Origin of the sequence: Methylomarinovum caldicuralii (assembly GCF_033126985.1) — a bacterium.
Classification (GTDB): Bacteria; Pseudomonadota; Gammaproteobacteria; order Methylococcales; family Methylothermaceae; genus Methylohalobius; species Methylohalobius caldicuralii.
This window is the reverse complement of the sequence record NZ_AP024714.1, coordinates 1,106,447-1,120,366: the sequence shown is the minus strand read 5'-3', so window position 1 is coordinate 1,120,366 and position 13,920 is coordinate 1,106,447. Positions and strand designations below refer to the sequence as shown.

11 protein-coding genes are annotated in these 13,920 nt (G+C 64.4%); 8 read left to right on the top strand and 3 right to left on the bottom strand.

Translation table 11 applies throughout. The features are described 5' to 3' along the window. Positions 1-11: 11 nt before the first annotated feature. The gene (gene hpnH, locus MCIT9_RS05820) at positions 12-1,106 is read right to left on the bottom strand and encodes an adenosyl-hopene transferase HpnH (RefSeq protein WP_317706465.1); all 1,095 of its coding nucleotides are present in this window, start codon (positions 1,104-1,106) and stop codon (positions 12-14) included. 214 nt (positions 1,107-1,320) lie between these two features. Then, positions 1,321-2,442, bottom strand: a complete 1,122-nt coding sequence (locus tag MCIT9_RS05815; RefSeq protein WP_317705762.1) for an ISAs1 family transposase — start codon at positions 2,440-2,442, stop codon at positions 1,321-1,323. Between the two features lie 217 nt (positions 2,443-2,659). Between MCIT9_RS05815 and MCIT9_RS05810 the strand changes: the two genes are divergently transcribed. From MCIT9_RS05810 to MCIT9_RS05780, 7 genes are read left to right on the top strand one after another with little or no spacing between them, the layout of a single operon-like run. Further along, complete coding sequence (locus tag MCIT9_RS05810; protein ID WP_317706464.1) at positions 2,660-3,829, top strand: phytoene/squalene synthase family protein; 1,170 nt, start codon at positions 2,660-2,662, stop codon at positions 3,827-3,829. Then, complete coding sequence (gene shc / locus MCIT9_RS05805) at positions 3,789-5,747, top strand: squalene--hopene cyclase (protein ID WP_317706463.1); 1,959 nt, start codon at positions 3,789-3,791, stop codon at positions 5,745-5,747. Before MCIT9_RS05810 ends, shc begins: the two co-directional genes overlap by 41 nt. Further along, on the top strand, positions 5,741-6,445 hold the full coding sequence (locus tag MCIT9_RS05800; RefSeq protein WP_317706462.1) for a phosphorylase family protein: 705 nt from the start codon (positions 5,741-5,743) through the stop codon (positions 6,443-6,445). Before shc ends, MCIT9_RS05800 begins: the two co-directional genes overlap by 7 nt. Next, positions 6,442-9,063 carry an MMPL family transporter gene (locus MCIT9_RS05795; RefSeq protein WP_317706461.1) on the top strand — a complete coding sequence of 874 codons (2,622 nt, stop codon included), beginning with the start codon at positions 6,442-6,444 and terminating at the stop codon, positions 9,061-9,063. The genes MCIT9_RS05800 and MCIT9_RS05795 overlap by 4 nt, the downstream gene beginning before the upstream one ends. Then, positions 9,060-10,451 (top strand): aspartate aminotransferase family protein, encoded by a 1,392-nt coding sequence (locus MCIT9_RS05790; protein WP_317706460.1) that lies wholly within the window; start codon positions 9,060-9,062, stop codon positions 10,449-10,451. The genes MCIT9_RS05795 and MCIT9_RS05790 overlap by 4 nt, the downstream gene beginning before the upstream one ends. A 32-nt stretch (positions 10,452-10,483) precedes the next feature. Next, positions 10,484-10,840 (top strand): copper resistance CopC family protein, encoded by a 357-nt coding sequence (locus tag MCIT9_RS05785; protein ID WP_317706459.1) that lies wholly within the window; start codon positions 10,484-10,486, stop codon positions 10,838-10,840. A 4-nt stretch (positions 10,841-10,844) separates the two neighbouring features. Continuing rightward, positions 10,845-12,509: a copper resistance D family protein gene (locus MCIT9_RS05780; RefSeq protein ID WP_317706458.1), complete on the top strand. Its 1,665-nt coding sequence runs from the start codon at positions 10,845-10,847 to the stop codon at positions 12,507-12,509. Positions 12,510-12,520: 11 nt separating this feature from the next. On the opposite strand, the gene MCIT9_RS05775 is transcribed toward MCIT9_RS05780, so the two are convergent. Beyond that, complete coding sequence (locus MCIT9_RS05775) at positions 12,521-13,186, bottom strand: ABC transporter substrate-binding protein (RefSeq protein ID WP_317706457.1); 666 nt, start codon at positions 13,184-13,186, stop codon at positions 12,521-12,523. Positions 13,187-13,269: 83 nt separating this feature from the next. Here MCIT9_RS05775 and MCIT9_RS05770 point away from each other — a divergent pair, with 83 nt between their 5' ends. Then, on the top strand, positions 13,270-13,833 hold the full coding sequence (locus tag MCIT9_RS05770) for an endonuclease dU (RefSeq protein WP_317706456.1): 564 nt from the start codon (positions 13,270-13,272) through the stop codon (positions 13,831-13,833). The last annotated feature ends 87 nt before the right edge of the window (positions 13,834-13,920 follow it).

Sequence of the window (13,920 nt, the reverse complement as noted above, 5' to 3'; positions counted from 1 at the left end):
ATAAGACGGGATTACTCGACAGCTTCGGCCAGGGAGTCGGCTTCCCTGGCTTTGCGGGCCATTTCCGGGTCCGGCACCATCGGACCTTCGGTGCGCGGCCCCATCAGCGCCACCCAGGCCGCCTGCAGCGGATGGGCCATGGCGTCTTCCACTGCCGTGGGTTCGTAACCGCAGTGGGCCATGCAGTTGGCACACTTGGGATTCCTGGCGGTGCCGTACTTGTCCCAGGGGGTGGTTTCCATCAGCTCCTTGAAGGTCTTGGCGTAACCTTCGTCGGCGAGGAAATAGCACGGCTTCTGCCAGCCGAACACGTTACGGGTGGGATTGCCCCACGGGGTGCAGCTGTAGGCGCGGTTGCCGGCGAGAAAATCGAGATAGAAGGAGGAGTGGTTCAGACGCCACTTGGCCTGCCTTTCCTTGCCAATGCGGAACAGCCTCCGGAACAGTTCCTTGGTTTCGGAATTGCGGATGAAGACGTCCTGGCGCGGCGCTTTCTCGTACTGGAACCCCGGCGAAATGGTCACCGCCTCGATTCCGAGACCGTTGCAGAAATCGAGGAACTCGGCGATCTCCTCGGCCGACTCGCCCTGGAACAGGGTACAGTTGACCGTGACCCGGAAGCCGCGTGCCAGCGCCTCCCGAATGGCATCGACGGCGCGCTCGAACACCCCTTCCTGACAGACGGAGGCGTCGTGGCGCTCCTTCAGCCCGTCGAGGTGTACCGAGAAGGTCAGATAGGGCGACGGGGTGTAGTCCTTCATCCGCTTCTTGAGCAGGAGGGCGTTGGTGCACAGATAGACGAACTTCTTGCGGGCGATGATACCCTCGACGATCTGGGGCATCTCCTTGTGGAGCAACGGCTCGCCACCGGGGATGGACACGATGGGGGCACCGCACTCGTCCACCGCCTCCAGGCACTCCGCCACCGACAGGCGGCGTTTGAGGATTTCGTCGGGGTGGTCGATCTTGCCGCAACCGGCGCAGGCCAGGTTGCACTGGAACAGCGGTTCGAGCATCAGCACCAGCGGGTAGCGCTTCACCCCTTTGAGTTTCTGCGTGATCAGATAGCGGGCGACAGCGGCTTGTTGTTTCAATGGGATGCCCATTTTCTCTCTCCGTTTTGGTATTCTTCGGCGGCAGACCCGGGCGGCGATTTCCTACTATTTAGCTCTGTTTGGGCCGCAGAATCAAGCGCCGGGACGATCCGGCCTGTTGCATCTGCGCCACAGGAAAAGCCTGTCAGGTCGATGGAAACCTTGGCGGCCTAGTTTAGCGGCTTTAGGCGAAAAAACAACATCCCTCAGGGCAATCGCATGAACGCTACGTCCATCCAAGCAACTGAGCCCGGTAGTGGTCACTGGAGGCGGCCAGGAGCCGTCTTGCCTTGATGCCCCCGCGGCGTTTGGTGTGGTCGAGGCGAAAGAGATTGAGCACCATCTGTTTGAGCAGCGCCAGGTTATGAGCCGCATGTCGGGTTCGAAGGCGCATCTGATCATCGTTGAATACGACATCCATACACCAGTGAAGCGGGTTCTCCACCGCCCAATGCTGGCGCACCGCCGAGGCCAGCCGTTCGGCATCGGCCGGCAGGCTGGTGATGTAGAAACGCCGTTCCCGGGTGGTTTTGCCGGCGACGGTGCGTTCGGACTCGACCACGGCAAAGCAGGCCAGATCCGGCCAGCGCTGGGGCCGGTCCAGGCCGTCGAGCTGGTCGAACACATAGCAGCGTCGCACTTCCAGGCGACCATGCGCCTTGTCGACCGTCTCGCATTGCTGATGCGGGGTTTTGTCCGGCGCGTCCTGAAAGGCCTGGAAGAAATCCCGGATCGATTCGGACAGACCTTTCTGGTTGTCCTTGACCGCCAGTACATAGTCGGCCCCCCGGTCACGGATGGCCTTGGCAATCTTGGGATCGGTCCCCATGGCATCGAGGGTCACCACGCATCCTTTCAAGGCCAGGGTCTCCAGCAGGGCGGGAATGGCCGTCTTCTCGTTGGATTTGTCGGCCACCGCCTCTTGACCGACCACCAACCGGTACTGAGCCGCAAAGGCACTGACCAGATGCAGGGGATCCTGCCCCTTGGACCGGCTGCGCCGACTGGTCTTGCCGTCGATGGCGATCACCTGACCTTCCAATGCCGGAACCACGCTCACCGCCCAGCGCTGGAAGGCCGATCCGAACGCTTCCGGATCGATCATCGCCAAAATCCTCCCTAGGGTGTCGTGGGACGGAATCCCATGCGGCAAGGGCACATATCGACGCAGCCAATCCAGCTTCTCTTTGCCCCAAAGTTCAATCTCCACCAACGTATCGGCACCGCAGATCACCGCGCACACCACAACCACCAGCACTTCCACCAGATCGTAAGTTACCTTCGATGATTGTCGCGGGTCCGGAATCGATACGAACACCTCGCTCAGCGCCAGGGGCTTTTCCAGCATCTGTGCCTCCCACAAAAAGCATGCTCCTCAGAGAAGAAGTCTCTAATCTCCAAGTAATCTGCTGCAAGTCATCGAATCTTAAACCATCATCTTCGTGGGGTATATTCATGCGATTGCCCTGCAACATCCCTTGACCGTCCGGGCAAAACCTCTAGAATAAGCCATTCCATCAGCTTGCCCGTTGCGGCATCCTCAAGGGGGAAATTGATTCGTGTCGATGAATGGAAGCGCTGCAGCCAGCGTCGCCAGGGACCTGAACGCGTTGGATGACGCGGCCTTTCAGGCCCATTTGCTCGAAGGGGTTTCGCGCACCTTCGCCCTGACGATCCCCCAGCTTCCCGAGCCGGTCCACCAGGTGGTCGCCAACGGCTACTTGTTGTGCCGCATCGTTGATACCATCGAGGACGAGCCCCTGCTCGACCGCGACACCAAGCGCCGCTTCTGCGAACGCTTCGTCGCCGTGGTCCAAGGGCGGGCCGATGCCGAATCCTTCGCCCAGGAGTTCGCCGCCCTGCTTTCCGAGCAGACACCGCCGGCCGAACACGCGCTGATCCGGGTCATCCCCCGCGTCATCGCCATCACCCACGGCTTCTCCCGGGACGACCGCGAGGCGCTGGCCACCTGCGTGGACATTATGGGGCACGGCATGGCCGATTTCCAGGACCGCGATTTGAGCCACGGCCTGCCGACCCTGCAGGACATGAACCACTACTGTTACTACGTGGCCGGTGTCGTGGGTGAGATGCTGACCCGGGTGTTCTGCAACTATTCCCAGTACATTGCCCAGCACCGCAACGAAATGATGCCGCTGGCGGTTTCCTTCGGCCAGGGGCTGCAAATGACCAACATTCTCAAGGACGTCTGGACCGATCTGGAACGCGGGGTCTGCTGGCTGCCCCAGGATGTCTTTCAACGCCAATGCTTTTCCCTGGACAAGCTCAGGCCCGGCCACAACGATCCGCGTTTCGTCGCCGGGCTGCGGGATCTCATCGCCATCGCCCACGGCCATCTGCGCAACGCCCTGGAATACACCCTGCTGATCCCGGAATACGAAACCGGCCTGCGGGATTTCTGCCTGTGGGCCTTGGGAATGGCGGTGCTGACCCTGCGCAAGATTGATGCGCATCCCTATTACCGCCGTGGGGACGAGGTCAAGATCTCGCGCCGCAGCGTCAAGGCCACCATCGTCGCCACCCGCATTTGCCACCGCCACGACGATTTTCTGCGCGCCCTGTTCGCCCTCGCCAGCCGCGGGCTGCCGGGGCCGGCAAAGGCCGAATGGCTCGATCTGAGTGCCATCGGCGCCCATCCAAAACCCGACCATACCAACAACAGAGGCCCAATCCATGACCCAGCTCTCCGCATTGCAACGCCAAGACGCGCTTGACACCGCCCGGGACCTGCTGGATCAGGCCATCGCCAGGGCCCGCGACGCCCTGCTTGCCGACCAGCACCCGGAAGGCTACTGGCTGTACGAGTTCGAAGCCGATTGCACCATCCCGTCCGAGTACATCCTGATGATGCACCACATGGACGAGGTGGACGAGATCCTGCAGGCCAGACTGGCCAACTACATCCGCGCCCGCCAGCAGGCCGACGGCAGCTGGCCCCTCTATACCGGCGGCCGCGGCGACATCAGCTGTTCGGTCAAGGCCTATTACGCCCTCAAGCTGGCCGGCGACTCCCCTGACGCCCCCCACATGCGCAAAGCGCGTGACTTCATCCTCTCGCAAGGCGGGGCCGCCAAGGCCAACGTCTTCACCCGCATCATGCTGGCCATGTTCCGGCAGATCCCCTGGCGGGGGGTACCCTTCATCCCGGTGGAGATCATGCTGTTCCCCAAGTGGTTCCCGTTCCACCTGGACAAGGTTTCCTACTGGTCGCGCACCGTGATGGTGCCGCTGTTCATTCTCTGCTCCCTCAAGGTCAAGGCCAGAAACCCCAGAAACGTTCACATCCGCGAGCTGTTCGTCACCCCGCCGGAGCAGGAGAAAGGTTACTTCTCCCACGTCAAGACGCCCATCGGCAAATTCGTCCTGGCGTTGGAACGCATCGGCCTGAAACTGGAACCGTTCATCCCCTTCCCGCTTCGTCAGCGGGCCCTGGAAAAGGCCCTGGCCTGGAGCCTGGAACGGGCCAACGGCGAGGACGGCCTCGGCGGCATCTTCCCGGCGATGGTCAATCTTTACGAGGCCATGGATGCCATGGGCATCCCCCCGGAGGATCCGCGCCGGCAGACCGCCAAGAAGGCGTTGCAGAAGCTGCTGATCCACCGCGATCACGAATCCTACTGTCAGCCGTGTCTGTCTCCGGTGTGGGACACCGGTCTGGCGGTTCAGGCCCTGCAGGAAGTCGCGGAGGGCGAGGACCACGAACCGACCCGTAAGGCCATCGGCAAGGCCCTGGACTGGCTGGTCGGCAAACAGCTGCGGGACGAGCCGGGCGACTGGCGCGTGCGCCGCCCGCATCTGGAAGGCGGCGGCTGGGCGTTCCAGTTCAACAACACCTACTATCCGGACGTGGACGACACCGCCGTGGTCGCCCACGCGCTGCTGAAAAGCGACCGCCCCCACCACCGGGAGGCGGCCTGGCGCGCGGCCCGCTGGATCGCCGGAATGCAGTCGAAGAACGGCGGTTACGGCGCCTTCGACCCGGACAACACCTACCACTATCTCAATCACATCCCCTTCGCCGACCACGGCGCCCTGCTCGACCCGCCGGAGGCCGACGTCAGCGCCCGCTGCGTCATGCTGCTGGCGGAGCTGGCCGACGAAGTGCCCTACTTCGCCCAGGTGCGTGACAGGTGCCTGAAATTCCTGTGGAACGAGCAGGAGGACGACGGCAGCTGGTTCGGCCGCTGGGGCACCAACTATATTTACGGGACCTGGTCGGTCCTGATGGGGATCGAGGAATTCGGCATTCCCGGGGACGATCCCCGCATCCGCAAGGCGGTCGCCTGGCTCAAGTCGGTCCAGCGTCAGGACGGCGGCTGGGGCGAAAGCAACGACAGCTACGAGGACCGCAACGATCCCGCCATCCGGGGCCGCTTCCACACCAGCATGGCCTGCCACACGGCCTGGGCCCTGTTGGCGCTGATGGCCGCCGGCGAGACGGACTCAGAAGCGGTCCGCCGCGGGGTCGAATTCCTGCTGCGCAACCAGCAGGAAAACGGCCTCTGGCGCGACGAGTACTTCAACGCCCCCGGCTTCCCGCGGGTGTTCTACCTGAAGTATTACGGTTACGACCGTTTCTTCCCGCTATGGGCCCTGGCCCGCTACCGTAACGAAACCGCGGGCAGGTGCTAGGCATCATCGTCGCCCTGCCGATCGAGGCCCGCACCCTGACACGCTCGCCCGTCCCCCTGGGACGGGCGATTGATTTGGCGGCGGGGGTACGGCTCATGGTCACCGGCATGGGCCGCGAGCAGGCCCTGGCAGGTGCCGCCCGGCTCCACCGGGCCGGCGTCACCGCCCTGCTCAACTGGGGCTGTGCGGCGGCCCTGCGGCCCGGCGTCGAAGCCGGCCGCCTGCTGCTGCCGGCGGAATGCGTCCTCCCCCACGGGGAGCGGATCGGCGCCGATCCCACCTGGCACCGGCGCCTGGCCACCGCCTTGGGCGCTCTTGCGCCCGACACCGGGCCGCTGGCGGGCACCGCAACCGTACTGGCGACCGGTGCGGCGAAACGCGCCCTGGCCGACCGTAGCGGGGCTGCTGCCGCCGACATGGAAAGCGCCTTCCTGGCCGCCTGGGCTGGCGGGCGGAATCTTCCCTTTGCCGCCGTCCGCGCCGTGGCCGACACCGCCGACACGGCGATTCCCGCCGCCGTCACCGACGCCACCGACGCCTGCGGCAGAATCGACCTCCGGCGTCTGCTAGCCGCCCTGCTGGGCCAGCCTGGCCAGGTGCCGATGCTGCTCCGTCTGGGCCGCCAGTTCGGCGCCGCCCGACGGCAGCTGCGACAGGCCGCGACCGTCCTCCACCCCCTTCATTTCTGCAGGTCATGATCCCCACCCGCCTCGACCGCGTTCTCTCTATCGCCCGCTGGTCCCAGCGCCATCCGCTGTGGACGCTGGCGCTGCTGTTTCTGGCCGCGGCCCTGAGCGGCTTATACGCCGCCACCCACCTGGAGGTGAACACCGATACCGACAAGATGCTCAATCCGAAGCTGCCCTTCATGCAGAAACGCTTCGAGCTGGAACGGCTGTTTCCCCAGGACAAGCGCGCCATCCTGCTCATGGTGGAATCCCCGGTCCCCGAGGTCAGCGAAGCCGCCGCGCGCCGGCTCAAGGCGCTGCTGTCTCCGCACAAGGACACGATCGCCTCGGTCTATCTGCCCACCGCCCACCCCTTTTTCGACCGCTACGGCCTGCTCTATCTGGATACCCCCAAGCTGGAGCGGCTGGCCAACGACCTGGCCCGGGCCCAGCCCTTCATCGCCCGGCTCTACGAGGATTTCAGTCTGGGCAGCCTGCTGCGCCTGCTGGTGAAAGCGCTGCAACACCAGACGGAGATGCCGGTGAAACTGGACCCCGTCGCCGGCCGTCTCGCCACCGCCATCGAAGCCCAGCTGGAAAACCGCCCTTACCTGCTGTCCTGGAGCGATCTGCTGTTCCAGCCCGAACGGGAGATCGGCCATACCCTGCACTTTGTGGTCGTCTCCCCCGTGCTCGACTTCGAGCGCATGCTGCCGGCGGAAAAAACGATCGCAACCATCCTCGGAGCGATCGCCCAGGTCCGCACCCTCGACGGCATTCCCGTGCGCGTCCGCATGACCGGCGAACCGGTGCTGGAATACGAAGAGATGCTGAGCATCACCCACGGCACCGAAGTGGCTGGTCTGGTTTCCCTCGTGCTGGTCTGCCTGGCGCTGCTGCTCAGTTTCCGTTCCTGGAAACTGGCCCTGGCCACCCTGATCACCCTGGTGCTCGGCCTGCTCTTCTCCATGGGTTTCGCCGCCGTCAGCGTCGGCTCCCTCAACATGATCTCCATCGCCTTCGCGGTGCTCTACATCGGCATGGGCGTCGATTACGCCACCCATCTGGCGCTGCGCTACCGCGAATACCTGCTCGAGGACCGCACTCCCGGCGAGGCCCTGTGGCACAGCGTCAAAAGCGTCTCCCCGGCGCTGCTGCTATGCGCCCTGACCACCGCCCTGGCGCTCTACGCTTTCATTCCCACCCCTTACCAGGGCATCTCGGAACTGGGCCTCATCGCCGGTTCCAGCATGTTCATCGTCGTCTTCGTCACCCTGACGGCGATGCCGGCGCTGCTCAGTCTCATGCACCTGGAAGCAGTAAGCCACTGGCGCCGGCGCCGGACCCTGTTCCTGTCCCCGCAGCTGGCCCAGTTTCCCTATCGCCACTCCTCAGGAATCAAGCGTCTGACCTTTTTCCTGGCGCTCGCCGCTTTGGGAGCGCTGTGCGCCATCCGCGTGGACTTCAATCCCATCAACCTGCGCGACCCCAACAGCGAATCGGTCAAGACCTTCAAGGAACTGCTGCAGCGCAAGGAAGCCTCTCCCATGTTCCTGACCGCCCTGGCGGAAAACCCGGCCGAAACCCGGCTCCTGGAACAGCGTTTCGAGCAATTTCCGGTGGTGGAAGCGGCCGTGTCGATCTTCGACCTGATCCCCCAGGATCAGGAGGACAAGCTGGCCGTCATCGACGAAATAGCGTTGATCCTGGGGCCGCAACTGGAGCAGCCTCTCGACGCCCGCGGCGGCCAAACCCGCCTGGAAGATCTGGAGAACTTCCAGGCCGAACTGGCCCGCCCCGCCGCCACCAAGGCCCTGGCTCCTGAAACCCGCGCCCGGCTGGAGACCGCCCTGGACCGTTTCCTGAGTGTGTGCCGCCGGCTCGATGCGGCGGACTGCCGCCGGCAGATCGAGCAGCTCCAGTTCCGCGTCCTGGCCACATTCCCGCGGGTGATGGAGAAACTGCGTCTGGGACTGACCGCCGCACCCCTGGAAAGCGACGATCTGCCGGAGGACATCCGCAGCCGCTGGATCAGCCCTTCCGGCATCTACCGTATCGACGTCCTTCCCGCCAAGGACATGAACGTGCTCGACAACATGCGGGAATTCGTCCATGAAGTCCGCAACGCCTATCCGGACATCACCGGCCTGCCGGTGATCTACATCGAATCAATGGCGGTGATCATCGCTTCCTTCAAACAGGCGTTCGCCAGCGCCGTGGTCCTCATCAGCGGACTGCTGCTGCTGCTCTTGCGCAACGGCCGCGACACCTTCCTGGTACTGCTGCCGTTAGGGCTGGGTGCGCTGCTCACCGGTGCCGCCATGGCGGTTCTGGATCTGCCCTTCAATTACGCCAACGTCATCGTCCTGCCCCTGCTGTTCGGCCTCGGGGTGGACAACGGCATCCACATGATCCACCGCATGCACCAGCTGCCGACGGGCGATTCGATCTTGACCACCAGCACCGCCCGCGGCATATTCTTCAGCGCGCTGACGACCCTGTTCAGCTTCGCCAGCCTGGGCTTCGTCTCCCATGCGGGGATCGCCAGCATCGGGCAGCTTCTGACCGTTGGTCTGATTCTCAATCTGCTGTGTACCTTCTTCGTTCTTCCGGCCTTTGCGGCCACTACCGCGGAAACACGCCCATGACACTGAAACTCGCCGATCTGATCGCAACCCGACGCCGGGAAAATTTCACCCTTCACGAACAGTATCTCAACCCCCAGATGGTGCGGGTTCTGCGCACCATCGGCTACGACCGGGTCTACACCCGGGCCGAGGGCCCCTACCTGTTCGACGACCAGGGCAACCGCTACCTCGATCTCCTCAGCGGTTTCGGGGTTTTCGCCCTCGGACGCAACCACCCCACGGTCAAGGCGATCCTCAAGGAAGTGCTGGATCTGGACCTGCCGGATCTGGTGCAGATGGACGTCTCCCTGCTGGCCGGGGTGCTGGCGGAGAAACTGGTCGAGCGCACCCCCGAGCCCCTGACCCGCCTGTTCTTCTGCAACTCAGGTGCCGAGGCGGTGGAGGCAGCGATCAAGTTCGCCCGCTACACCACCGGCCGCAGCCGCATCCTCTACTGCGAACACGCCTTCCACGGCCTGACCATGGGGGCCCTGTCCCTCAACGGCGAGGAAATCTTCCGCCAGGGATTCGGCCCCCTGCTGCCGGACTGCGACCCGATCCCCTTCAACGATCTGGAGGCCCTGGAGCGGGCCCTCAAAGCGAAGGAAACCGCCGCCTTCATCGTCGAGCCCATCCAGGGCAAGGGGGTCAACCTGCCCGACGACGATTATCTGGCCGAGGCCGCGCGCCTGTGCCACCGCCACGGCGCCCTGTTCGTGGCCGACGAGATCCAGACCGGCCTGGGCCGCACCGGCAGACTGTGGGCCATCGACCACTGGAACGTGGAACCGGACATGCTGCTGATGGCCAAGGCCCTGTCCGGCGGTTTCGTGCCGGTGGGGGCGGTGGCGATGACCCGCCGGATCATGGACAAGGTCTTCAACCGCATGGACCGGGCGGTGGTGCACGGTTCCACCTTCTCCAAGAACAACATGGCCATGGCCGCAGGTCTGGCGACCCTGGAGGTGCTGGAAAGCGAGCATCTGATGGAGAACGCCGCCCGCCAGGGGGAGGCGCTGCTGGCGGAACTGGGCGCGCTGGTGGACCGTTACGAATTCTTCCACCAGGTCCGCGGCAAGGGGCTGATGCTGGCGCTGGAATTCGGCAAACCCGAAAGCTTCAAGCTCAAGACCGCCTGGAACCTGCTGGAAACCGCCAACAAGGGCCTGTTCAGCCAGATGGTGACCATTCCCCTGTTCAAGAAGCACCGCATCCTGAGTCAGGTGGCCGGCCACGGCATGAACGTGGTCAAGTTCCTGCCGCCGCTGGTCATCGGCGACGACGACCGGCGCTGGATCGTCACGGCCATGGACGACGTCCTCGCCGACTGCCATCAGGTTCCCGGCGCCATCTGGGATCTGGGCAGGACCCTGGCCGGTCACGCCCTCAAGGCCCGAAAATCCGCCTGACTTCCCGCATCGCAACCGACGAGGTGATCCTCATGCGCGCGCTTTTCCTTGCTTTCCTCATGGCTTTCGCGGCCCTGCCCGCCACCGCCTGGGCCCACGCGGTCGTGGTCCGCTCCTCTCTGGACCGGCAGGCGCCGGTACCGGGCCGGGCCACCGAAGTCCATCTGTTCTTCAATTCCGACGTGGAGCCGCTGTTGTCCATCGTCTATCTGGTCAGCTCCGGTGACCGCAAACAATCCCTGGAACTGCGCCACGGCCCCAAACCCGGGGAGCTGATCATCGCCCTGCCGCCGCTGACGCCGGGGGAATACGCCCTGCAGTACAAGGTCTTCGCCGCCGACGGCCACATCACCGAAGACGTCCTCAAGTTCAACGTCCCTGGGGAATAGAGCCATGCCGGAAACCATTCAACCTGCCATCGCCGTCGGCGGCCTGGAGGGGCTGGCCAACTTCCTCGACGATCTAATGGGGGGATTCACCCTCATCAGCTTCGCCCTGTCCCTGGGTGCCCTGCTGTGGAGCCGCTGGATCCTGGAACCGGTGGTGCCGGAAAGCGCGGTCAAGGACCGGCTGACCCGCTACAGCCTGCAATGGCTCTACATCGGCGCCTTCGCCCTGGCGGCCAGCCATGCGGTGGCCCTGATCGCCAAGGGCTGGGTGCTGAAGGAAACCCTAGGCGTGCTGCCCTGGGGGGCCTATCTGGGAACGGTCCAGTTCAAGGCCGGCTTCATTCGCATGGTGCTGGCCTTTGCCCTGGGGTTCGCCGGCCGCAGCCTGATTTCCCACCCCCATGATCCGCTGCGCTGGCACCTGACCTGGGGGCTGATGGCGGCGATCACCGTCTGCGGCGCCTGGCTGACCCACGGCGTCGGCCGCTTCGAGGCCCGCGCCCTGCTGATGATCATGACCGTGATCCACCAGGTGGCCGGCGCCCTGTGGTTCGGGGGCGTGATTCAGCTCGTTGTCTTCTGGCGCGTGCTGCAGAAGGCGCCGGATCTGAAACCCTACTGGCCACGGGTGCTCCGCCGCTTCTCCAGCTGGGGGGCGCTGGCGGTGTTCAGTCTGCTGGTGACCGGCATTCCCCTGGCGTGGCACTACATTGACAGCCTCACCGCCCTGATCGGCACCGGCTACGGCAGCCTGCTGCTGACCAAGATCGCCCTGATGCTGGGGGCGCTGGGACTGGCCTGGCTCAATTACCGGGCCGGAAAACGCTGGGAACAGCAGGGCGACGATCCGGCCCTGTACCGCACCATCCCCCACTTGATCGAGGCGGAATCCTTCCTGCTGGTGAGCGCCCTGTTCGTGGCCGCCACCCTGTCGAGCCAGCCGCCGGCCACCGACATCCCCCAGCTGACCGCCTCGGCGGAAGAAGTCTGGCACATGTTCAGTCCCAAGTGGCCGACCCTGACCTCCCCCAGCCACGAGGCGCTGCTGGTCGGCGAAGCGCAGCGCGCCACCATCGTCGGCAAGGAAGCCCCCGTCGCCGCGACCGAATGGTCCAACTTCAATCACAACGTCTCCGGCCTGTTTCTGACCGTCATGGCCCTGACCGCCCTGGCCGGTTACGGCTTCCGCTGGCGCTGGGCCCGCTACTGGCCTGTAGGCTTCATCGCCCTGGGCATCTTCCTGTTCTTCCGCTCCGACGCCCAGGCCTGGCCCCTGGGACCGCTGGGATTCTGGGAAAGCACCTTCGGCGACGGGGAAATCCTGCAGCACCGGCTCGCCACCCTCCTGGTTCTGGTGCTCGGCGGCCTGGAGACCCGCGCCCGCACCAGCCTGAAGGCCGCGCACTTGCGCTACCTGTTCCCGATCCTGTGTGCGGTGGGCGGCATCCTGCTGCTGACCCACGCCCACGGCGGCTTCGAGCTCAAGACCGAATATCTGATCCAGTCCACCCATACGGTCATGGGCCTGCTGGCGATCTTCATGGCCGCCGGCCGCTGGCTGGAACTGAAGCTGGAACCGCCAGCTGCCACCTGGGCCGGGATCGCGTCGATGACTTCGATGCTGCTGATCGGCCTGATCCTGATGTTCTACGATGAGCCCCTCTACTGAGGGGCGCCGTTTCAACCCTGGGCCTTTTTCTCCTTGGCGTAATCGGCGATCTTTTCGTCGAGTTTGGCCAGCAGCGCCTCGAAGCCTTCCTCCTGAAGAATCTTGGCGAACTGGCTGCGTTTGAGGGCCAGGTCGCTGACGCCGTCGTAGCGGACATCGATGATTTTCCAGCCGTCCTTGGTCCGCCGCAGCACGTAGGTGAATTCGACGTCGTCGCCATCGGGCACCTCCAGCACCGCCTTGACCAGGCGGAAGCGCTCGCGGAACGGCTTTTCCTCCACGATCCGGAAAGTCTCGCCGTTGTATTCGTCGAACTGGGCGGCATAGGCGGCGATTCCGTATCGGCTCATGCGATCGATCATCTGCTGCCGCTGGGTCTCGCTCAGTTGCTTCCAATGGCTTCCAAGCACGTAACGGGAAATGGTGCGGAAATCGTAGATCTCCCGCAATACCGGCGCCAACAGATGGTAACGGCCTTGGTAACCCAGCGCCTTGCCGCGGCGCATGGCTTCGAGCAGAACCTGGTTCAGACGCTTGATGACCGGCGTCGCCTCGGCCTGAGTTACGGTTTCGGCCGTTGCCGGCACTGGAGCCGGTGCCTGGGCCTCGCTCCAGGCCGACAAGCCCCACAGCGCCAGCCCGGCTGCCACGAACCCTCGCTTGACCATCGAAACCATTGAAATTTCCTCCCTATGCAGATAATGGATGGCTGTATTCTACCGCCTTCCTGCAGAAATCGTGCTTCCGGAAACCTCTGATCATGACCATCCCCACCCACATCGCCGGCTTCGACGACATGCCCTTCCCGCCCGGACACCGCGGCGATGTCGGCGTCATCGGCACGGTTTTCACCGCCGCCCGCCTCGACGGCGTTTTGCTGACCAAGATCCGCCGTGACGGGGCCAACAGCACCCGGCGGATCGCGGCGGCGATCCGGGACTCGCGTTTCCACGGCCATCTGCAGCTGGTCATGCTGCAGGGAATCGCCCTGGCCGGCTTCAACGTCGTCGATATCTGGGAACTCCACCGCGAGACCGGTCTTCCGGTACTGGTCGTGTGCCGCAAACGCCCTGACTACGCCGCGATCCGCCGGGCGCTGTTGACGCGCGTCCCCGGAGGAAAACGCAAGTGGCGCCTGATTCAGCGGGCCGGTGACATGGAAGCGCTGGAAGGGATCTACGTGCAACGGGCCGGTCTGGCGCAGGAAACCGCAGCCGCCGTCATCCGCGCGACCGCGATCCATAGCCGGATTCCCGAGCCCCTGCGGACCAGCCACATCATCGCCACGGGCCTGAGCCCGTGGGGCGGACGCCAACGGGTTTAGCCCGGATACGGGTAAGGCGGCGGAAGGCCGGCACGAAGGTTGTTTCCTATCTTGAAACCAAAAGTTGTAAAAATAAACCTATAGTGG

Coding starts and splice junctions, on each gene's coding strand:
- hpnH (WP_317706465.1), bottom strand. CDS start 1,106: ATGGGCATCCCATTGAAACAACAAGCCGCTGTCGCCCGCTATCTGATC.
- MCIT9_RS05815 (WP_317705762.1), bottom strand. CDS start 2,442: ATGCTGGAAAAGCCCCTGGCGCTGAGCGAGGTGTTCGTATCGATTCCG.
- MCIT9_RS05810 (WP_317706464.1), top strand. CDS start 2,660: ATGAATGGAAGCGCTGCAGCCAGCGTCGCCAGGGACCTGAACGCGTTG.
- shc (WP_317706463.1), top strand. CDS start 3,789: ATGACCCAGCTCTCCGCATTGCAACGCCAAGACGCGCTTGACACCGCC.
- MCIT9_RS05795 (WP_317706461.1), top strand. CDS start 6,442: ATGATCCCCACCCGCCTCGACCGCGTTCTCTCTATCGCCCGCTGGTCC.
- MCIT9_RS05790 (WP_317706460.1), top strand. CDS start 9,060: ATGACACTGAAACTCGCCGATCTGATCGCAACCCGACGCCGGGAAAAT.
- MCIT9_RS05785 (WP_317706459.1), top strand. CDS start 10,484: ATGCGCGCGCTTTTCCTTGCTTTCCTCATGGCTTTCGCGGCCCTGCCC.
- MCIT9_RS05780 (WP_317706458.1), top strand. CDS start 10,845: ATGCCGGAAACCATTCAACCTGCCATCGCCGTCGGCGGCCTGGAGGGG.
- MCIT9_RS05775 (WP_317706457.1), bottom strand. CDS start 13,186: ATGGTTTCGATGGTCAAGCGAGGGTTCGTGGCAGCCGGGCTGGCGCTG.
- MCIT9_RS05770 (WP_317706456.1), top strand. CDS start 13,270: ATGACCATCCCCACCCACATCGCCGGCTTCGACGACATGCCCTTCCCG.